A 21,132-nucleotide genomic window follows, 5' to 3' on the forward strand; every position below is an offset into this window, starting at 1 on the left:
ATTCTTAGCAACTTATTTGCATGTTTGTGCAGTTCAAGTTTCTTTTTTCCTCGCCTGCACTTTGGGTGAGGTTTTCCCTCCAGCTTGAACTGCACTTTTTTATGCCCAAGTCGGGTTAGAAATTGGCTTTTAACTGCGTCAGTCATTCCTATCTTTTCCCCCATTCACCTCGCTCCGTGTCAAGGGACACTGCAGCTCGGTTCATGAGCTAAAATCTAGGAACTTCCTTGTTAAAATCTCAATTTCTAATCAGACTTGGGCATCTCAGCCATTAAAATCATTCTTTAGGACTTTTTAGGGAGGAGTATCTGACGAGCTATCTAATGGGCGCTGCTGTCTATTACCAATAACTTTTTTAATTGGCAGATTTTTTTGCGCATTAAAAACTTTATTCGTGACAAAAAAATATTCTGATAATATTTTCTTAACCTAATTCTTAAATAATTTAGAGATAAGAAGATGTCATCAGTTCAATTTTATGTGGGTGGATACTACCGTTACCCCCAAACTCATTTAGACTTGTGTTTTCAAGTCAATTCCTCGAAAACAGGTTTGAATCGCATTTGTGAGATTCCTAAAGCAAGTGTTTCGTCGCTTTTTGTGGACGAAGGGTTCGTTTTTGTTAAGTACCTACTAGAGCTTTATAAAAATTCGATTCTTACGATTGCAAAGCAGTGGGATTTAACGCTTGAAGGAACTTCACTAGAAGTGAGTGAAAAGTTTTCGAGTCATATTGTTGCAAATGAATATCATAAGAAGGAGAAGCTTTCTTTAAAAGGGTTAGGACTTTCTAGTCTACCCCCTCAAATTGGCCTTTTCAAAGATCTAAAAGAATTAGACCTAAGTGGAAACAATTTGGTGATCCTTTTCCCTGAATTGACTCGACTTGATAGTTTAGAAGTTCTAGATATCAGTGGGAACCTAGTAGGGACAACGTTGCCCGACCTGAGTGGCTTGCTAAACTTGCGCATTCTAAGAGCAAATAAGTGTGGATTGGGAGCAGTCCCTGAGTGGCTCAACCGTTGCCCTAAGCTCGAGTTTGTTGAACTGCAAGGCAACGGTATCGAAGACTCGGTCAGACTTGAGACGCATTATCATTTAACATTGTGACGCTAAACCGTGAGAATTTCAGGAAGAGCAATCTGGGTGTTCTCATCAAATTCATGTGGTAGAGAAGTAGCTTTTCGTTGCCTCTTTTGCACTTCTGCATTGGGTTCCGAAGAAGCACCTCTTTTACGAGAACTTGCTGAGCAGGAAGTTTTGAGAGAGTCGAGCATGACGGTCAATTCTGTATGAGCGGAATCTGCTTTTGAGCGTTCGGCATCGGATTTGAATTTTTGCTTAGCACAGAAAGAGCCAAATGAAAGAAGATGAGTGGCTTCTGCTTTTGACAGAGGGAGCTTGGCTGTAATACGGGAGAGTAGTTCTCTATACATTACGACATCGGGGAAAATGGCGATGCGTTCAGGAATTTTCCTAGAGTCATTGCGACTGTAAAAATGGGCTCGATGGGGATACCGCATACCAATGTCTCTTAGTTCACTAGTATTAAAGGTTGGGTAATTTTGAGGTGGCTTAATGATTTTTGGTTTCATAAGCTCTGCAATGAGCTGATGCGTCTCTTGATCAGATGGGGGAATTAATTCAGAGCAAAGTCTTAAAGTCATGTTGAGTCCCATGTGATAAAGAGCAAACATGTCGTCACAACGTCTTTGGAGGCCTTGGCGCTCCCTTTGATAAAACAGGGTATTTTCAGCGTTGCCAAAACTTCGAGGGTTCAAATGATCTACAGTTCCTGTAGTGAAACCAACCTCTTGGAATGTATGAGCAAGTGTATCGAAATCAATGAGCTTACAACGTTCATCGTCCATCACATTTCCCTCTTTCACATCTCGGTGGACTAATCCGAGTTTGTGCAATCCTGCAAGGGCGTGACATACCGTGCCCACTTTGCTAAGTAGGTAGTGAACTGGATTTTCAACTTCAGCCCATTTGATGTTTGCAAAACTGCGTGGGTAAGCAGGCATCATCATATGCCTAATCCCTTTTTTGTCGGTAGAAGCGGAGTAGATGGGTGCGATGAGCCCTTTTTTAGAGGGGCTGACAGCTTCGATTAGTTTGCTGACATTTTTTTTGATGGGAGAATAACCGTTTTTTTGTGGGCGGTGAGAAACTTTTCGAGCGATATTTTGAGGTTTAGATGGAGAAAACAAATCATCTCCCATCTGCATGCGCATAGTTGCAATGAATGGACCGACAAAAACGCTTCCATTTCCTCCTTGAGAGGTGTTGGGCGCATAAATGTGAAATCCTCTAGATTCGACGGCAATATAGTTGGGAAAAATTTCAGATGGAGGAATCGTTTGGGTTTCCTTAGGGCCGAGAGTTGCTTGCGCTGCATAAACAGCTTTTAAGATGGTGATTGCAACAGGTTCTGGAAGGTTGTAGGTGTTGATAAGCGCGTGTAAAATATCGGGGTGTCTCTCAGGTTTAGTTGGAGAAGTTGCACAAGGGAATTCCCCTCGTGGGGGAGTGCTTGGAAGAATAGCTTTTAGACTCATGTTTGGGTTCTCTTGTAAATGGTAAAGTAATTTATTGCGTCTTCAATTCCTGTGGGTTCTTTAACGTTGTGAAAGATGGAATGGGAGATAAATTTTTGCATTCTTCTTCTTCGATACGACGTTTTTTAATGGGTCTTTCTTGATTAGGGGCTTCAACTTCAACTTGTACATGGGGTGGTTGCATGCTTTGGAGTGTGAGATTAGATGTAGATGCATCCTCTCTGAGGCTATCGAGGGCAAACTTTTGCCTAATGCAGTAGAAGACATAGTTTTTAAGGAGTTGTTGTGATGCCTCTGGGATGGGAAGCTGTGCGAGAATTTTGGGCAATACTTCCTGATAAATTTCTTTAGAAGGGAGAATAGCAACTTTTTGTGGAAATATAGTGTGAGTGAAGTAGATGTGATGTTTTGCATACTTTTCGCCTATCTCAGTTAACTGCTGCTCAGAGAACATCGTCCCTGTAGCAGGTGAAATCAGTGTGGGCTTATAAAGTACTTGAATGTCTTGATGTGTCTTCTGATCAGATTGGGGAATGAGCGCGGTGCAAAGTTGCAGAGTCATGCGAATTCCCATATGGAAGAACGCAAACATGTCGTCGCAAGGTCTTCTAAGTCCTTTGCGCCGTGCTTGATGGATAAGTGTTTCCGCTGCAGCTCCAAAGCTACTTTGATTCAGAAATTCTGGGGTTCCTATGGTAAAGACGGGTTGAGAGGAAGATTTATTAGCTGTATCGTAATCAATGAGTTTGATTCCATCTGGTTTATCTGGATTTTTGTTGTCTACCATCACATTTCCCTCTTTAACGTCGCCATGAACATCACCTTTAGCATGAATCACAGAAAGAGCTTGAGTCACGAGGCCGGTCATCCGAATAAGATATTGAATGGGTTGGGGGGTATGTTTCCAGTCGATTTCACCGAAGTTATGAGAATAAGCATCCATTAAAGCATAACTAAATCCTCTCCCTTTCGATGTATGATGGATAGGGCCAAAATGGTTCTTTTTTGTAGGTGTGGAGTGGCCAATATACGATTCGACTTTCTTTTTTGCTGGTGAGAACTGACATTGTGGTACTAAACTTCTTCCAGCTGAAACTTTTCGAGCTTTGGTCTCGGGTTTAGTGGGAGTGAGATCTACTGCTCCAACAGTGACCCGCTCTGTTGAAAAGTAATCTCCAGTCCAAACAGTCCCGTTACCTCCAGAATTTGTAGTGCATGGGCAAACCTGAAATCCAAAGGGATCAATAAAGATTTTATAGGGAAAAATTTCTGTAGGAAGAATTTCGACCGTTTGCTTTAGGGTGAGGTTTTGTTGCGCTCGATACACTCCATTTAAGATATTTTGGGCAACGCGCGGATGCAGAAGGGGGAACTTTGATGTGAAAGAGATCCATACATCGACATGTCGCTGTGGTTTTTGAGGTGACAATGTAGAGGCTTTCTGCTTAAAAGAGTTCTTGCTAGGAGGTCTGGAAAAATCGGGGCGAGGCAGAAAGCCGCTTTGATTGACAGGAAGAGTCGGGGTGCAAGGTGAAGTTGACATATCAGATCTCTTTTAAAAAGACAAAGATACGAGTTTATCTCTCAATTTAAAAGAAATCAATTTAATTTAATTAAAATAATAAGTGGTAATTAAATTAAAATTATAAATTAATCCGTTTCAAGAATTTCTTTAATTTTATCAAAAGCGATCACTACCCCTTTAGGGTTTTTCCCACCTGCTTGTGCGGCTTCTTTCTTGCCTCCGCCAGAACCTTCAATTGAGCCGGCAAGCTCTTTAATAAGTTGATCAGCGTGAATCCCTCTTTCAACGAGGTCGGGAGAGACACGTAAGAGGAGTTGGCACTTGTCTTCTTCGATTTGGCAAAGAAGAACAATTCCTGATTTCATCCGTGAAATGAGGTCGCTGCCAAGATCTGTCATCTCCTTTTTTGAGACTTCAACAACAGCACTTAGAATCGAGATGTTATTGATTTGCTTGACTTTCTCCATCAGAGAATCGGCTAGGTCACTGAGTTCTCGTTTACGCGCAAAAAGTGCTTGTTCCTTGAGTTTTTCATTTTCTTTAATGAGTGACTTCACGGTTTCGTCGAGTTTTGGCAAATTGGATTTAAGAAGGCTCGACAAATTGAAAAGTTGGTCTTCAATGTTATAGCGCATTTCTTCTGCCTTAGGGCCGGTCACGGCTTCGATACGACGCACCCCTTTAGCAATACTTCCTTCTTTTGCAATCCGAAAACAGCCAATGGTTCCAAGAGAGGTGACATGCGTTCCACCGCAAAGCTCTTTTGAATAGTGGTCGATATCGACAACACGCACCACTTTTCCATACTTTTCTCCGAAAAACTGTTTGATTTCGGGATGTTTTTGCACGTCTTCAAACGAAAGCTCATAGGATTTTAAGGTAGGTGACTCCCAAATCTTTTGATTCACAAGGCGTTCAATATCGCGCAGTTCTTCATTCGTTAATGCTTTGTGGTGGTTGAAGTCAAAGCGGAGGCGGTCGGCTTCAACGAGCGATCCCGCTTGTCGAATGTGAGGCCCTAAAACCTGTTGCAGGGCATAATGGAGGAGGTGGGTGGCGGTGTGATGTTTCTCGATTTCAGCACGTCTTTTGGCATTAATTTCAGCATTGACGGGCTCTCCAACGAGAAGCACTCCGCTTTCAAGAAGGCCGATATGAGCAATGACTCCTTGAAATGGGGATTGGGTGTCCTTCACGATGAAGTGGGCTTTTTCGTGAATTAGCCGACCGATGTCTCCGACTTGTCCTCCTTTTTCAGCATAGAAAGGAGTCTCATCTAGGATGACAAGCCCTTCTTGGCCTGCTTCCATCATTTTCACCGACTTCCCATCGACAAAGAGTCCTTTAATCGTGGCTTCTACTTCTACCTGTTCGTATCCGACAAATTCTGAAGTGCCATGATGGGCTACAAAATCTTCGTAAATGGTCGATTCAACTTTGTGCTCATATGATTGTTTCGATTGACGAGAACGCTCTTTGGCTTGTTCTTCTAGAATTTGGTATTGGTCGAGATTAACTGAAAGACCAGAGTCTTTTGCAATGAGGAGAATTTCTTCGAGAGGAAAGCCATAGGTGTCTTTAAGTTTAAATGCCTCTTCGCCGCTGATTTCTTTTTTACTGCTTTTTTGCGCATGGTCTATAATAGCGCTTAAGATGTTGCCACCGCGATGCAGCGTTTGTAAAAAACTTTCTTCTTCAACGGTGAGAATCTCAGCAATCCGATCTTGCGCGGTTTTGAGTTCGTGAAAATCGTCACCCATGGTGTCGATGAGACGAGGGAGAACAGAGGCGAGGAAGGGTTTGTTAAGCCCAAGCATTCGTCCATACCGAACAGCGCGGCGGAGAATTTTTCGAAGAACGTAGCCTCGTTCAATATTACTTGGCTGAGCGCCATCAGCAATGGCAAAAGATAGAGAGCGAATATGATCGGCAATGACGTGGAAGGCAGGTGCGTGTTTGGTATCTTTTGGGTCGTATTTGCGGTGAGCAATCTTTTCGACTTCTTTAATCAGCATGCCTAAAATGTCGGTTTGAAACACGCTAGGGACGTTCATCATCAGCGCAAGAACTCGCTCGAGGCCAGCCCCTGTGTCAACAGACTGTTTGGGCAACTCTTTTAGTTTTCCACTCGGATCACGGTTGTATTGCATGAAGACGAGATTCCAAAACTCGAGGAAGCGCTCGCCATCGACATCTTCATGAACAGCACGAGCCGATCCATATTCTGGGCCACGGTCGAAAAAGAGTTCTGAGCAAGGCCCACAGGGACCTGTGTCGCCCATGGCCCAGAAATTATCTTTTTCCCCTATGCGTGAAATCTTTTTCTCATCGATGATTTCTTTCCAAAGCTCATAAGCTTCGTCGTCTTTTTCGTAGACAGAGACAAAGAGTTTTTCTTCAGGAAAGTTAAAAATCGACGTGGCGACTTCCCATGCGAAAACAATGGCTTCTTTTTTGAAGTAATCTCCAAATGAAAAATTTCCAAGCATTTCAAAAAAAGTGATATGCCGTTTTGTGTGCCCGACGTTGTCGAGGTCGTTGTGTTTTCCACCAACACGGATACACTTTTGAGACGATGCCGCTCGAGTGTAATCACGAGATGTTTTCCCTAAGAAAACATCTTTAAATTGATTCATCCCTGCATTAATGAATAACAGGGTTGGATCCTCGTGAGGAACAGTTGGAGATGAAGGAACAACTGCATGTCCTTTTTCCTTAAAATATTGGAGAAACTTTTTCCGAACTTCTTGAGATAGCATGATTTCCACTTAAGTTTTTCTTGAACTCATTCCTATAGAAGCATAAAAATAAGGGAATCTGAGGAGAAAAGCAAGGAACTTGTGTCATGGATGAAGATCTAAAAAAAATCCTGGAAAAAACAGCTAATACCATTCGGCAACTTTCAATGGAAGCTGTGCAAAAAGCAAACTCTGGTCATCCAGGACTTCCTATGGGCTGCGCCGAACTTGGGGCCTATCTTTATGGTCACGTTTTGCGCCATAACCCGAAGGATCCGAGCTGGGTCAATCGAGACAGAGTCATTCTCTCAGCGGGACATGGTTCGATGTGGCTTTACTCCTGTCTACATTTAGCAGGTTTTGATCTTTCTCTTGAAGAAATCAAACGATTTCGTCAATTGCATTCTAAAACTCCAGGGCATCCTGAGTATCATGAAACACCTGGAGTAGAAGCGACAACCGGACCTCTTGGTCAAGGTGTGGGAAATGCGGTTGGGCATGCTCTCGGTCTCAAAATTCTCGAGACCAAGTATAACAAAGCCGATCACGCCATCATCGATGCAAAAGTTTTTTGTTTGGCCGGTGATGGATGTTTGATGGAAGGAGTGTCCAATGAGGCGAGCTCATTCGCAGGGCATCTCTGTTTAGACAACCTTGTCATCATTCACGACGACAATAAAATCACACTCGATGGACCTCTGGAACAGTCTTCTTCAGAAGATGTTGCTGAGAGATACCGTGGCTATGGATTTGAAACTTATGTCATGGATGGAAATAATCTCGAATCGATTGATGAGGTGATGACAAAAATTCGAGAAAATCAAACGAAGCCGGTTTTCATTTCTTGCAAAACGATCATTGGCAAAGGATCTCCCCACAAAGCAGGATCACATAAAGCACATGGATCGCCACTAGGAGTCGATGAAGTCAAAGCAACCAAAGAAGCTCTCGGTTTGCCGGCAGAAGAATTCTACATCCCTCAACAGGTGAAAACTTTTTTCGAAAACAAACTTCCAAAACAGAAAGAACTTCAAGCAACTTGGCAAAAGAAGTTTGATGATTGGGCAAAACTTCATCCTGAATGCGCAGAAAATTTTCGCGAATGCAATAGCCGTAAGATTCCAGAAGATTTAGAACTCACCTTAAAAAAACTCAACATACCAAATCCTATTTCAGGTCGTGTAGCGTCTCAAGCTGTTCTCGAAGTCCTTGGCGATAAGCTTCCGTTTCTTTACGGAGGATCAGCGGACCTTTCCGGCTCTGATTGCACGATGATGAAACAGTTCCCTCTAATTTCTCCGAAAAATTTTCAGGGCCGTAACATCAAGTATGGAATTCGAGAATTTGGGATGGCAACAATTGCCTCAGGACTTTTTCAGACAGGGATGTTTATTCCCTATGTAGGCACGTTTTTTACCTTTTCTGATTACATGCGCAATGCGATCCGCCTCGCTTGTCTTTCAGGCTATCACGTGATTTACCAATTGACGCATGATTCAATTTTCCTAGGTGAAGATGGGCCAACGCACCAACCGATTGAACATTTAGCAGCACTTCGAGCAATGCCTCACTTACATGTGGTGCGACCTGCCGATGCAAATGAAGTGAAAGGAGCATGGCTATCGATGCTCTATTACAACTCTCCTTCAGTCATCGTTTTATCGCGTCAAAATTTGCCAACCTTAGTTGAAACAGCCGTTCCTTTTAAAGAAGGCGTTGGCCGTGGAGCCTACATTCTCAAGAAAGAAAAAAGTAAACCCGACTTCACGTTATTTGCGACGGGTTCTGAAGTGGCCCTTGCAATGGATGTTGCAAAGTCTTTAGAAAAACAGGGAAAAGATGTTCGTGTTGTGTCGATGCCATGCTTTGAGATCTTTGAAAAACAAGATGCAGCTTACAAAGAAAGTATTGTGGGTGGAAATCTTGGAAAAAGAATTTCTATTGAAGCAGGTGTGAGCCAAGGATGGTTCCGTTATATTGGACGCGACGGTATCCCAATTTGTATGGAGAGCTTCGGTCTTTCCGCACCCATAGGAGATCTTGCAAATGAATTTGGATTCACAGTCGATGCCATCCTCGACCGTATCCTCACTGGAAAATAGCCGGTTTTTAAACGCGCTGAAATGCCGAAATCATGAAGGTCGTCCTCCAATTTGGATCATGCGTCAAGCAGGGAGGTACCTTCCTGAATATCAAAAATTGCGTCAAACTCACACGCTTGAGCAACTTTTTCGCTGTCCCGAAAAAATTGCTGAAGTAACTTTGCAACCACTGAAGCGATTCCCTCTTGATGCTGCGATTTTATTTGCAGATATTTTGCACATTTTACTTCCCTTGGGGTGTGATGTGACCTTTCCTCAAACAGGAGGGCCACAAGTGAGCGCACCTGAAAGACTTCAAGAAAAGGATGTGGTAAACACCCTAGATTTTGTGAAATCAGGTATCCAGCTTTTAAAAGAAGAGCTCTCGGTTCCACTCATTGGATTTTGTGGGGGACCATTTACAGTTGCTCATTACTTGTTTGAGAAAAAGCCAGAAAAGATGCTTCATCAAGACCCTAAAGGATTTCGCCAAATTTTAGAGATGATTACCGATGCTAGTCTAGCTTACCTCAAGATGCAAATTGATGCGGGAGTACATGCGATTCAAATTTTTGATTCGTGGGCGGGAACACTCCCTCGAGCTGAACTTGAGGAATTTGTCTTGCCAACACTCAAAAAATTGACTGGTGCCCTTAATGTTCCGACCCTTATTTTTTCAAGAGGATCAGCATTTTACGTTCAGGAGTTTCTCTCTGTTGGTGCAGATGGAATTAGCTTTGATGCTGGGCGTCCCCTTGCAGAAATTCGGAAAGAGGTGCCAAAACAGATTGCCGTGCAAGGGAATTTGCCTCCTGAATTTCTCTATAGTCCTCCGGATGTCATCCGGAAGAAAACACGAGAGCACCTTGCATCGATGCAAGGGGACCCAGGATTTATCATGAACCTTGGTCATGGCATGTTGCCCGACATTCCTGTAGAAAATGTGCAAACCTTTATCGAAACAGTCACCAGTTCGCCGTCGGTGGCATAGAACACAAGATAGCTTCGGGGTTTCCTCCCGATTCAAACCCAAACTTTGTTCCTCGGTCATAGAGCAAGTTGAATTCAACATAATGGGCGCGCATCTTGTTTTGGATTTTTTTGTCTTCTTCTACATAGGGCTCATCTTTATGCTTTCTGTAAAGTGGCATGATAGCATCTAGAAAAGTGCTTCCAACCGACTTCCACATCCCCACATCTTGCTCGAAATTTCCGGTATTGTAGTGATCAAAAAAGATGCCTCCAACGCCCCGCTCTTTTTTCCAGTGTTTGATGAAAAAATAGTCTCGGGCATTTTGAGAAAAACGAGGGTAGAGATTTTTTCCAAACGGATCCAAACTCTTTTTAGCGATATCGTGAAAGTGCTTTGTATCTTCTTCACTAGGAAACCCCATTGGGGTGAGGTCGTAGCCACCTCCAAACCAATGCTGTTTTTCCGTTTGAATGAATCGCACGTTCATGTGAACAGTTGGCATCTTAGGGTTTTTCATATGTGTAATCAAACTTACACCAGTTGCAAAAAACGCTCCTTCATCTGCATTGAAAGGAGCTTTATCTCCACTGACACCCGACCAATTCACTGCAGCTTTTTCAAAAACATCTCCACGCAAAACACTGATTTCGCCACCACCTCCAGTATGGTGATTCCACGGTGTGCGCTGAAAGCGGCAACTCGGCTCAAGTGACTCAAAACTTGCAACGATTTCATCTCTAAGATTTTTTAAGTACTGTACAAGCTCTTCTTTCATGAGATTGCTCCATAGTTATACCATCCATGCAGGGATGCAAATAATTTTTTCTTCTTTTTGAATTTGAAATGACCCGTTGTAGAGACAAATCCCCCACTTTGCTTTGGGTTCTTTTTGCATAAACTCTTTTAAATGGCGAATTTTCTTTGGAAGTATCTGTGAAGAGAAAGTTACTTCTATAGGTAAGACTTGATCTCCAACTGTGAGAATGAAATCTACTTCTGTTCCCCCACTTGTTCTCCAATAATTAATGCCATGACTTTGCAGGTTTGAGTCTGTCCATGTGAGTAATTCGTTTAATATCCAGTTTTCAAACCTGTGCCCAAGTAATCCAGTCGAATTCAATAGTGCAAAGTCTTGAATACCTGTCAAATAACTTACCAAGCCATTATTGATAAGATATCCTTTAGGTGATTTTACAAGTCTTTTAACAGTGCTTGCAATATAGGGGAAAACTTCACGATATTGCATTGTTGCGAGTAGGTATCCACGATATTTTGTCAAAGTGTTTCGAGCACAATGTAGCGCATTCATCAGTTTCTGGTCATCTCGCAGAGATCCTGTTTGCTCAGCGCAGGCTTTCATAAGCTGCTCATATAGTTCCAGATCATGGATAGATTGGATAGCTCTTACATCATTTTCTAAGTAAGTTTGCAAGTAGTTAGCTAAATAACGCAATTTTTCCTGTCCATTTTGTTCTTCAAGAACTTCAGGCAGTCCTCCCCAGATAAGACACGTAGAAAGTGTTTCTTTGAGTATTTTTTGAAAGGGTCTCTTTTTTTCCCATGCGTTTATGAGGGTTGCTTCATTGAATGGTTTGAGGATAATGTCGAATACTGATTCCTCTGGAATATAGATTTCGGGATGGTATAGGCTGGCAGCTTCTTTCAGATTGAATTCACGTAGGTACATGAGTTCTACTCGTCCAGCTAAAGATTCTGCTGCAAGTTGGTGCAGGTTCAAATGACCAGATCCATTAAGAATAAACTTCACAGAGTTTTGATCTTTATTGTCATCATATATTGTTTTAACTTGATCAAATAATGTAGGGCATTTTTGAGCTTCATCAATTGCCACCCATATTTTTTTACCTTTACCGATTTGTTGCATGGCTTGTTCTTCGATCATGATTTCGAGTTCTTCTTTTTCAACCCGCAAACGTTCATGACGTTTGTCCATATTAAGAAAGACCCATTTTTTATCAGGGTGCTTTGCCATATATGACTTAAGAAGAGTCGTTTTTCCCACACGTCTAGCTCCCAAAAGAGCGGTCACTCTTGGGCGTTCGAAGGAGGAATGGATCTGAGGGGCGTTGGCCCTTTTAAGAAATTTATTCATGGCTTGATGCTTTTTCGATGCAATTCTTTCATTGTAATGATAAAATTTCTATGAAATTTCGTCAAGATCGTGAAAGAATTTCTTTTTCATTTTCATAATATTTTGATAATTAGATGGTTAAAGGCTTGAGAAGAAGGGGGAGGTTCAGAATAAGAATTCCAATTCGAAGCCAGGTGCATTGGAAGTCTTGGTATCAAGGGAGATAAAACTAAAAACCTGAACTCTGGGTCTCTTTCACTCATTCTCAGGGAGTTTTCTCTTTCTTCTCAGCCTTTTTGCCTCGAAAAGAACCGTTTGGCCCTTTCCATCGGCAAAAATACCGAGAATTCAAGAGAACTTTCTCTCCTGAGACTAAGCAAAATAAACCCAGAGTTCAGGTTAAAAAAGTTAAGATTGCAAAAGTGGTTTCTTAGGCACAGGAAAACGTCAAACTTTTGAATTTATCTAGATGAAAACTTCAAATCATATAACATGAAAGAGAATTTTTTCAAAATAGGTCTAGACGCATGCGGAACGTTATTATTTTAGGGGGGGGGATTTCGGGCTTAAGTTTGCGCTATTTTTTAAGTCAAAAATATCCCGATCTCAATATCACTTTGATTGAAAAGGAAAATCGTTTAGGCGGGGTCATTGAGTCGAGACAGAGTGGGGGCTTTTTCTTTGAAAAAGGGCCACGAACCTTTAAAGCATCGAAAAGTCATAGTTTGCTTCAACTCATCTGTGATTTGGGGATGGAAAAGGAGCTTCTCGTATCAGAAAAAAATGCTGCCCGTCGGTTTCTTTGGAAAGATGATAGGCTTCATGCGATTCCCACGCATCCTTTGCCTCTTTTAGCCTCACCACTTACACGCAAACTCATTCCATCGATGATGACTGAGTGGAGTAAAGAAGTAGGCGCAGATGATGAAACGGTGCATAGCTTTGCCAAGAGACGTTTAGGCGTTTATGCTGCAGAAGTTTTTTTTGATCCCATGACACTCGGAATTTATGCAGGGGACATCCGTAAGCTTTCGATGCTTTCTTGTTTCCCTTCTTTAAAAGAACTTGAGAGAAAACACGGCTCGATTACAAAAGGGCTTTTCAAAAGGAAGAAAAAGTCATTCACCTACCCAGAAGGAGTGCGTACTTCTTGTCTTTTCACATTGAAAAGAGGGGTGGAATCACTTGTTGCTCAACTCGAAGAAGCGGGAAAGGGGGACATTGTTTTAAACACGGCGGTTCGAGATGTGGTATTTAAGGACGGTAAAGTGAGCGTCTCTGATGGAAATCACACCTGGGAAGGAGACCATCTTTTTTGCGCATTGTCAGCGAAGGGTGCATATCATCTCTCTCGGACATGGGATGAGCAGGTAACAGCTTTCTTTAATGCTTTAGAAATGGCAAGTTTAAGTGTGGTTCACCTCGGTTATGAATGCCGTCCGTTAAAAGAAGAAGGCTTTGGCTATTTGATTCCTTCAAATGAGGGGGAAAAAATTCTCGGTGTCATTTTTGACTCGTCAGTGTTCCCACAGCAAAATCATCATGCGCTTGAAACACGTCTAACTGTCATGATGGGTGGAGCGTTTCATCCTAAGCATCACGAAATTTCAAAGGAGATGCGGATTGCTCAAGCTTTAGAAGGGATTGAAAAACATTTAGGCATTAAGGCTTTGCCAATGTACACCTATGCTACAGAGTATGTTCAAGCAATTCCTCAGTTCACCTTAGGGCATGCGCAACGGGTGGCTGATTTACGTGAGTTTCTTCGAGAAAAGTACCCTCAAGTCACCCTTTTAGGAAATTATCTCGATGGTGTTTCACTGAGTGATTGTGTGGAGGGAGCGAAAAACATCTCTCAAAATATTATTTACGAAAGTACATAGAGGCGTTAGACATCTTAGCTATAAAATTTACAGAGCACTAATTCTAAACCCAATTAAAATATAGGTGGTTTAAATCAAATTTCTCAACTTAGCTCAGGATGTGTCAGATATATCATCTGAAATATAATCGTCTAATATTGAAGGACAAGTGAGTCCAAATTAGTCAATTTATACTCAAACTACGTCAAAAGTTGGTTTTGGGCAATGTGAATGCTTTCGGAATTCTTCAATCTTAAATTACTCAATATTAATAACATGATTGGTCTTAAAACCGGCAAATTACAGTACTTTGGCACAGCCGAAGATCCAATTTTTGAAGTAGTTTGAGTATAAACAACTCGAAATGGGGTTTTTTGTCATTTATAGGTGAATTTAAATGATTTAAAATCAGTTAGATATGAAAATTTCAACTTCTTAAAATAGGTGGAATATAATTATAAGTGATTGATTTTAAATATGTTGAAAATTGTTAAAAACATTAATTATAAATTAATAAAATATGTAGAAAAAAATAATTATTTTGATAAAATTAAGGGTGAGAGAGCAATCTCTCAGTTATTGTTTTAATTTTAATTCTCTTATTAAGAGCCTTTAGAAAAGACAATCTCTTAGGCTCGAATGAACAAAATTTGAAAGCTGATTACAGCAATTTTAAACCGTTATCGTGATGAATAAACACGCAATGGTGAGAAGTTATAGAATTTTGAAGATTTGAAGCTATGCTTCATCTTAATTTAAAAGGAGGAAAATACTTAATAAAAAAGTCTTAAAAGATCATGCTTGCACAGAGCATTGATGTTCAAGAAGTAGTTTTTTAATTTTCCGTAATACAACTCTATGAACGTTAATTATCTAATAATGCAAGTATCGAGCTTATTAAATGGCTATCTCATTTACTTGATTAAAGCTGTTTTAGGTTCGATATAGAAGCAAAGTTAGATATTAATAGTTTTTAAGTAGTTGTTGAACGGAATCCATTCTGATAAGGGTTTGTCCTTTTAAAACCCATCCAACCTTATCATCCATAAGATTCCAAACAGCATCATTTCTTTAAAATAGATTCGTATGTTGGCATTTTTTTGCCGAAAACCTGCACTTTTAAGGGTTTCTTGTACTCTTGAATAGATTTCTAGTGTCTAAAGAAATCCTTAAACTTTTGTAATCAAAAAAGTTGTGATTACAAAAGATAGAAAGTCTGCTTACACATGAAAAGTTGTGTCAAAGGATTTGAGCCTGGTGCAATTTTATTTTTGAGTTTAGAGAACGACTCTAACCAAATAAAATAATAAATTTCTAAAAGATAAATACTTAGGATAAGAAGGAAAATATGAGCTCAACAGATTCAATAGATTACGCTCAGGAATGGCAAGACGATTTAAATTATCTCGGTACGATTCAAGATGGATCAACGGCGATCGAGTATTGTTTTACCAATTTACTTCCTGACTTGTGTGGATTTTATGAACAGCAGATGTCTGAGCTTGCTGTTGTCATGAATGACTTGACAGAGTGCTTGAACTTGGAAAACGAAATCCAAGCACTCTTTAATGAAGGATCAGAATATACATCAGACAAGGATCCGAATGGCTTAGTGGATTATGAAGATGACGTAGAAGAAATGATGAAAGATGCTCAAGAGTTAGAAGACCTATTAGAACAAGATGAAGATGTCCTAGGCGCGTCAACGGTCGAAGATATTGAAACCCAATTAGACTCTATCTTTTCGTGGGGGCTTGATTACAATGATCCAGATGCTGTCTGTCAGAATGCAACTAATTTCATCAGTGCCTGGGATGCATCAGAAGATGCAAAAAACTCAGATGACGTCGAAAATGCTCAGTACGATGCCAATCAGATGCAAGTATACGATGATGCCTTTAATGCGATGAGCAATGATTTATCCAGCATGTCTTCTCAAGTGCAATCAGAGCTTCAATATGAAGAATCTTGTGATCAGCAAATGCAAGGGCTTATCAGTGATATGGAGCAGCAGTGGGCTCAAACTGAACAAGTCATGGTTAATAACGAAATTACAGGGTAAAGGAGGCATTATGGCAAATTGTTATTACGCTATTGAAGTGGCTGCTGTTGAATGGGATAACGCTATTTTATTGCAGGAACAAGTCACAGCTCAAACGACAGATCTACTTGCACAAGTTTTAAACCAGATTTACGGATATGCGAATATCGAGCTTGAAAAGCTTGCAGATGATGTGACAGATATCGATCCAGATGATAAACATGCTTCTGACGAAATCAACCAAGCTCAAACAGCTTATAATGAAGCGAATCAAGAATACCAGAATTTAGAAAACACTTATGACGCGATTGTTCAGGGATCAGAGACAGCAACAAGCCAATTATCTCAAGATGAGCAACAAGTCATCCAGTTCTCATCGAGCATCATGCAAATGATGACATTCATTGCAAATTGTTTAGCTTCGGGTTAATAAAAATAAGGAAATATTTATGTCAAATGAGATTCAAAAAATTAACATTAATAGTGGGATTAACTTTATTAGTCTCACAGAACAAAACAAAAAAAAGGAAGCAAATCTATCGGCAATTGCCTCCTTACAATCAGCCATCCAAGCTGCTGCGCAAATCATAAACCAAAACGATTCGACCTCAGCGTCTCTTTCTGAACCAAAAACGATGATGACAACAGAAGAGCAGATCTCGGAAGATTCGAATGAAACGAGTTCTTCAACTTTTTCTTTTGGAGGAATGGATGCTGTTTTTGAAATGGAGGCTTTATTGGGCTTACTCCAAGAAACCTATATCGAATTTGCTGCTTCTAATTCAGAAAATTTAGTCACAATGGGTAGCGCAATCATCGACGTATTAGATGATCAATACGACAAAATCACAAAGCAACTAGAAAAAGAAAGAAAATGGGATCATATGTCCTTTTGGGACAAACTGAAGTGCGGGTTCAAACTCGTATTTGATACGATAGAAGTGGCGTCAGCTTTGACTTTTTCAGATTCAGATGCGGTTAAAAGTAGCTTGAAGGACATCGAAAACAATCCTGTTCTTGGAGATGTCCTCAAAGGTCTCGGTTACATTGCAATGGCTGCAACTGTTCTTGTAGCTTGTGCTACGGGAAATATTGAACTACTTGCTTTAACGCTTGTTTTTTTCTCTCTCACACAATCAGGTGCTTTAAATAGCATGACAAACGAAATCGCTAAAGGTTTAGAAAAAGCCGGATTATCTGAATCGGTAGCAAAAGTGCTTAGTGATGTCATCGTGACGCTGTCTTTTGTGATTGCGGGAGCAGGAGCAGGAGGAATTGAGATGGCAATTGATGATACATCAATGACAGCTGCTGATTTAGCGGGAGAAGAGGGGATTGAGATGGTAGAAATGGGTGTTGAATCAGTTGGGGAAACAACTGCAAATACCACAGAAGAAGCAGGTCAAAAGATTGGCTTTAATCTTAAACGAGCTATTGGTGTCGGATTAAATATTGGAGGACAAACTCTAGCTAGTACAAATATTGGAATGGATCTTGCTAATGTTCTTCCAGTCAGTGAAAAAGATAAGATGAAATGGATGATTGCTTTAGAAGTGCTTGTCATACTTAGTTCTATCGCGGCCACTCTTGGCGGAGGATTGATGTCAGCTAGTGCAGAAGGGGAATCAGCGATTTCGTCACAGTTAAAGTCTCTTATGAGTAAAATGAGCGGCTATGTGTCTGAAGAATATCCACAAACATTCCAGAAATTATCGATGAATGCTGACTCCGTAATGCATATAGGACGGATGATGGGCACTGTTGCCAATGGTCTTTCTGGTTTTTACAGTATCATGCTGGGGAAAGCAACAATCGACCGTGGCGACATTCAAAAAAAGATGAAGGAGTGGGAAGGTAATATTGCAATCCTCTCATCTACCTTAGCACAAAACCAAAACATGGTTCAAACAAACCAAAAGCAAGAGCAAACCACACTTGCATCGTTTAATAGTATGACAGCAACTTATAGCGATTTTGCTGCCCCACAACTTGCTGTTGCAAATGAAATGCTTCAAGGATAAGGAGGAAATAATGACAACAACACAAAGTACAGAACAAACAAATACAACAACATCAACTTTTGGAGATTTCGGAACTTTTCAACCTGGAACAATGGCTGTTTGCTCCTCTGAGCTTTTAGCACTCGCAGAAGTTCTTGTGGAAATTTCACAAAAATATGGTCAGCAAGTGATCGATGCTCTTGAGGAACAAACGACTGCAGCCGAAGTCACTCAAAAAACCTACGACGAAATGGGCGAAAATGAATTTCTTTCAGCTCTCACAACAGGGCTAGGAGAAATCGCTGGTGGAATGATTAATGTGGGAACCTCCATCTATGATAGTCGTTCGATGTCAGCAGAGCATGAAGAAATCAACAAGATTAATGAGAAGATTGCCAATGCAAAAACCTTCGAAAAGGCTTGCGAAGAACGTCTTGAATCGTCTCCTGATAGAGTTGTTTCTAATGGCACATCTTCATCCGTGAGCATCGAGAAATTTAAACGAGCTGGATATGACTTTGGTAAAGAACCGATCAATAATAACGAAAAAGAAGCCATCCTTCTTGCCGGTAATGATATTGAAGGTCAAGAGGGAGTTCTCGCTAATGTCCATAAATACATTCAGCGACAAGAAGATCAAAAAAATATGCTTGAAAGAAAAATCAACAAGCGATCAACTAGACGAAATAATTATGCTCAAGGAGTTAGCGCTATCATTAAAGGTTCTGCAGATTCTAGTGCAGGTTATTTCAGAAATGAAAGTGCACAGTGGCAAGGACGTCAAGCAGTAGCAAATAATGCACTTCAAAATGCTCAAAAGGTAACCGATACATCAAGCAGCCAAGCGCAATCAACCCAGCAACAAGCGCTCGATGTTTATAAAACAATGGAACAAATTAACCAGGCAAACGCTTATAAATAAACTATTTTACCTTTCCTTTTCGGCGGCTTAAGGGGCTGCCAATGGGTGCTATGTTCGAATTTTTTTACGAGGATTATGAGCATAGCACTCTTTTTTTATATCCAATATGTATGAATAACAGACATTTTTGAGTGAACAAAAAACCTGCTTAAGATACAGAAAAATGAAAGAGATAAAAAGCTTTCTAAAGAGCAGTCTGAACAACGCGTGTCCCATAATGACACTGCATGATGCCTTGAGTATACTTCAAAACATAAGTCTAGGCCAATTGGTACTCTTAGAATCTCGGTGTAAGCAATGACAAAAAAAAACATTTTCGATAAGAAGAAATTTATGAACTCAAAAAATCAATTAGTCGAGCATCCTCGCCCTTATTATGCTTGGATGGTTTTTATCTTAAGCGTTATCTTTAGTGCTTACACCTTGACCCTACAATTTTCTCCACGTCTAGAAAGCATTCTAGGTCAAGATAAAACCCAAATTACCGCCTTAATTTATGCAATGAGTGCTTTTTATTTTTCCTTAGCTTTCTTCCAAATCCCAATCGGAATTCTAATTGACCGGTTTGGTTCTCGGTTTCTACCCTCTTTGGGAATTATTTTTTGCTCAATTGGTGCTATTTTGATGTCTAACTCAGAAACGCATTGGGGAATTGCGATGGCTCGTGGCATCATGGGCTTTGGAGCTGCATTTGCGTTTTTAAATGGGCTCCGAATTATCAATAACTGGTTTAAGTCCAAACAATTTTCTTATCTTCTTGGTATTTTCATCGCATTAAGCGCTTTTTTAACTGTGCTATTTAAAATGGGTTTTAACTATCTTGAAGAAGTCCTTCTATGGCGTAAGGCTATGATGACCGTTGGATTAAGCGGCTTAATCTTCGCTTGCGTCTACTTTTTTATTGTTCAAGATTCACCGGGTGGGAAATTCTCGATATACTCTCAGATTAAAGATCGAAAAGAATTTTGGAAGAATATACGCCAAGTATTTAACGCCTCTCATGTCTGGGTCATGGGGCTTACAATCGGCCTTATGATCGGCCCCCTTTTTGCTTTTGAAACGATTTGGGCCATCCCTTTCCTTAAAACTGTCTATAAAACCCCGCTTTCGACTGCTATTATGTACAATTTATTTTTTGTGCTTAGCTATGGTATAGGAGCTATTTTCTTTGGCCGTATCTCAACATTCATAGGAAAACGGAAGCTCTTTGTTGTCTTGGGTACTGCCATTACATTGATCATGTTAATTATCATCATTTATCCTCCTTACTTTGGGGTTTTGATCACTTCGATCTGCTTTATCATCTTGGGCTTTGCAGCCTCAAATATTAGTATCGGTTATACAATTGTTCATGAACACAATGTTCCTCAAGTCACAGCGACCCCGATTGCCGTGGTCAATACCTTTTGTGTTCTTTTTGCAGCAATCAGCCAATCCCTTATCACTGTCTTTCTTGAGCTTGGGAAACAAATTCACAATACTCCTGAATATACTACTCAGCAATTTCAAACCTCATTGATTCGCCTTCCTATCTATCTTCTCTTTGCCTTGATCTTGTCCTTCTTTATTAAAGAGACTTATTGTAATCAGCGGCAATCTTATGAAAATTAATGCTAGTACAATTTAACAAAAGTTTCTAACGCTACTTGGCTGATCTTTCGAGCATCTTTTCATCTTTCAAAATCTCCCCTTGTCTCATGGACAATGTGGTCGATTTTGGGAGAGAAAAATTCAGCGAAAATCTGAATCAAATTAGCTATAAGATTTTTTGTTATGGAGCACTAAGAAGTTTGAAGCTGTTTGAGTATATAATTCTCTATTTAAATGACTTGGATATTAATGATGAAAAGTGTCCAATGTAACAATAATAAATAGAGAATCATGAATGTGATGGGAATCAGGAGATAGCCTGCCAAACGGCTGGCTAAAAAACTATAAAACAAAAGGGCTAGCAGCGAGATGAAGAGGACTGATAAGATGATCGGCGTCAATATGCGAAGGGGGATGTAAAAGAAGGTAATAGGCCACAAAATGTTGAGAAAGATCACAATTACCCATGAGGCAAGTGCGTATTTCCGAATAAACGACTTTCGTTTTATCCAAATGCTTGCCCCAGCGATCGCGTAAAGTATATACATGATACTCCAAATAGGGATCGATAGGTAGCGTGGGAGCACCCAGTCAAGATGATGAAAAGAGTTGTAGTATGCAGAAAATCCCTTTTGAAGAACGATCGCCATAAATAGCTCAATCACCAAGATGATCAAAAGGAAAACAGCATATATTTCAACTTTTTGTTTCTTTGTGTACATGTCTTCTTGTTAACTCAAAAAACTG

General features: G+C 40.5%; 15 protein-coding genes. 9 read left to right on the top strand and 6 right to left on the bottom strand.

What is annotated here, in order from left to right:
* Positions 1 to 459 precede the first annotated feature (459 nt).
* On the top strand, positions 460 to 1,110 hold the full coding sequence (locus SNE_RS02590; RefSeq protein WP_013942759.1) for a leucine-rich repeat domain-containing protein: 651 nt from the start codon (positions 460 to 462) through the stop codon (positions 1,108 to 1,110).
* A 2-nt stretch (positions 1,111 to 1,112) separates the two neighbouring features.
* Here SNE_RS02590 and SNE_RS02595 read toward each other — a convergent pair whose 3' ends face one another.
* The 3 genes from SNE_RS02595 to alaS all read right to left on the bottom strand — a co-directional run bounded on the left by SNE_RS02595 (position 1,113) and on the right by alaS (position 6,845).
* On the bottom strand, positions 1,113 to 2,561 hold the full coding sequence (locus tag SNE_RS02595; RefSeq protein WP_013942760.1) for a hypothetical protein: 1,449 nt from the start codon (positions 2,559 to 2,561) through the stop codon (positions 1,113 to 1,115).
* A gap of 31 nt (positions 2,562 to 2,592) precedes the next feature.
* Entirely contained in the window at positions 2,593 to 4,104 is a 1,512-nt protein-coding gene (locus SNE_RS02600; RefSeq protein ID WP_013942761.1) for a hypothetical protein, read from the bottom strand.
* A gap of 107 nt (positions 4,105 to 4,211) precedes the next feature.
* Complete coding sequence (gene alaS, locus SNE_RS02605; protein ID WP_013942762.1) at positions 4,212 to 6,845, bottom strand: alanine--tRNA ligase; 2,634 nt, start codon at positions 6,843 to 6,845, stop codon at positions 4,212 to 4,214.
* An 86-nt stretch (positions 6,846 to 6,931) separates the two neighbouring features.
* Here alaS and tkt point away from each other — a divergent pair, with 86 nt between their 5' ends.
* Positions 6,932 to 8,926, top strand: coding sequence for a transketolase (gene tkt / locus SNE_RS02610; RefSeq protein ID WP_013942763.1), 1,995 nt, complete (start codon positions 6,932 to 6,934; stop codon positions 8,924 to 8,926).
* Positions 8,871 to 9,896: a uroporphyrinogen decarboxylase gene (gene hemE, locus SNE_RS02615; protein ID WP_079891518.1), complete on the top strand. Its 1,026-nt coding sequence runs from the start codon at positions 8,871 to 8,873 to the stop codon at positions 9,894 to 9,896. Before tkt ends, hemE begins: the two co-directional genes overlap by 56 nt.
* Here hemE and hemF read toward each other — a convergent pair.
* Positions 9,871 to 10,653, bottom strand: a complete 783-nt coding sequence (hemF, locus tag SNE_RS02620) for an oxygen-dependent coproporphyrinogen oxidase (protein WP_013942765.1) — start codon at positions 10,651 to 10,653, stop codon at positions 9,871 to 9,873. The genes hemE and hemF overlap by 26 nt on opposite strands.
* A gap of 15 nt (positions 10,654 to 10,668) precedes the next feature.
* Positions 10,669 to 11,991 carry an ATP-binding protein gene (locus SNE_RS02625; RefSeq protein ID WP_013942766.1) on the bottom strand — a complete coding sequence of 441 codons (1,323 nt, stop codon included), beginning with the start codon at positions 11,989 to 11,991 and terminating at the stop codon, positions 10,669 to 10,671.
* 506 nt (positions 11,992 to 12,497) lie between these two features.
* On the opposite strand from SNE_RS02625, the gene hemG reads away from it, so the two are divergent.
* The 6 genes from hemG (at position 12,498) to SNE_RS02655 (ending at position 20,406) form a co-directional block, all read left to right on the top strand.
* Entirely contained in the window at positions 12,498 to 13,853 is a 1,356-nt protein-coding gene (gene hemG / locus SNE_RS02630) for a protoporphyrinogen oxidase (protein WP_013942767.1), read from the top strand.
* 1,327 nt (positions 13,854 to 15,180) lie between these two features.
* On the top strand, positions 15,181 to 15,894 hold the full coding sequence (locus SNE_RS02635) for a hypothetical protein (protein WP_013942770.1): 714 nt from the start codon (positions 15,181 to 15,183) through the stop codon (positions 15,892 to 15,894).
* Positions 15,895 to 15,904: 10 nt separating this feature from the next.
* Complete coding sequence (locus SNE_RS02640) at positions 15,905 to 16,303, top strand: hypothetical protein (protein WP_013942771.1); 399 nt, start codon at positions 15,905 to 15,907, stop codon at positions 16,301 to 16,303.
* A 19-nt stretch (positions 16,304 to 16,322) separates the two neighbouring features.
* Positions 16,323 to 17,894 carry a hypothetical protein gene (locus SNE_RS02645; RefSeq protein ID WP_013942772.1) on the top strand — a complete coding sequence of 524 codons (1,572 nt, stop codon included), beginning with the start codon at positions 16,323 to 16,325 and terminating at the stop codon, positions 17,892 to 17,894.
* Positions 17,895 to 17,904: 10 nt separating this feature from the next.
* Positions 17,905 to 18,795: a hypothetical protein gene (locus tag SNE_RS02650; protein WP_041418713.1), complete on the top strand. Its 891-nt coding sequence runs from the start codon at positions 17,905 to 17,907 to the stop codon at positions 18,793 to 18,795.
* A gap of 333 nt (positions 18,796 to 19,128) precedes the next feature.
* Positions 19,129 to 20,406, top strand: coding sequence for an MFS transporter (locus tag SNE_RS02655; protein ID WP_041418715.1), 1,278 nt, complete (start codon positions 19,129 to 19,131; stop codon positions 20,404 to 20,406).
* Between the two features lie 209 nt (positions 20,407 to 20,615).
* Here SNE_RS02655 and SNE_RS02660 read toward each other — a convergent pair whose 3' ends face one another.
* The gene (locus tag SNE_RS02660; RefSeq protein WP_013942775.1) at positions 20,616 to 21,107 is read right to left on the bottom strand and encodes a TspO/MBR family protein; all 492 of its coding nucleotides are present in this window, start codon (positions 21,105 to 21,107) and stop codon (positions 20,616 to 20,618) included.
* Positions 21,108 to 21,132 lie beyond the last annotated feature (25 nt).

The sequence above is a fragment of the Simkania negevensis Z genome, from assembly GCF_000237205.1.
GTDB lineage: Bacteria > Chlamydiota > Chlamydiia > Chlamydiales > Simkaniaceae > Simkania > Simkania negevensis.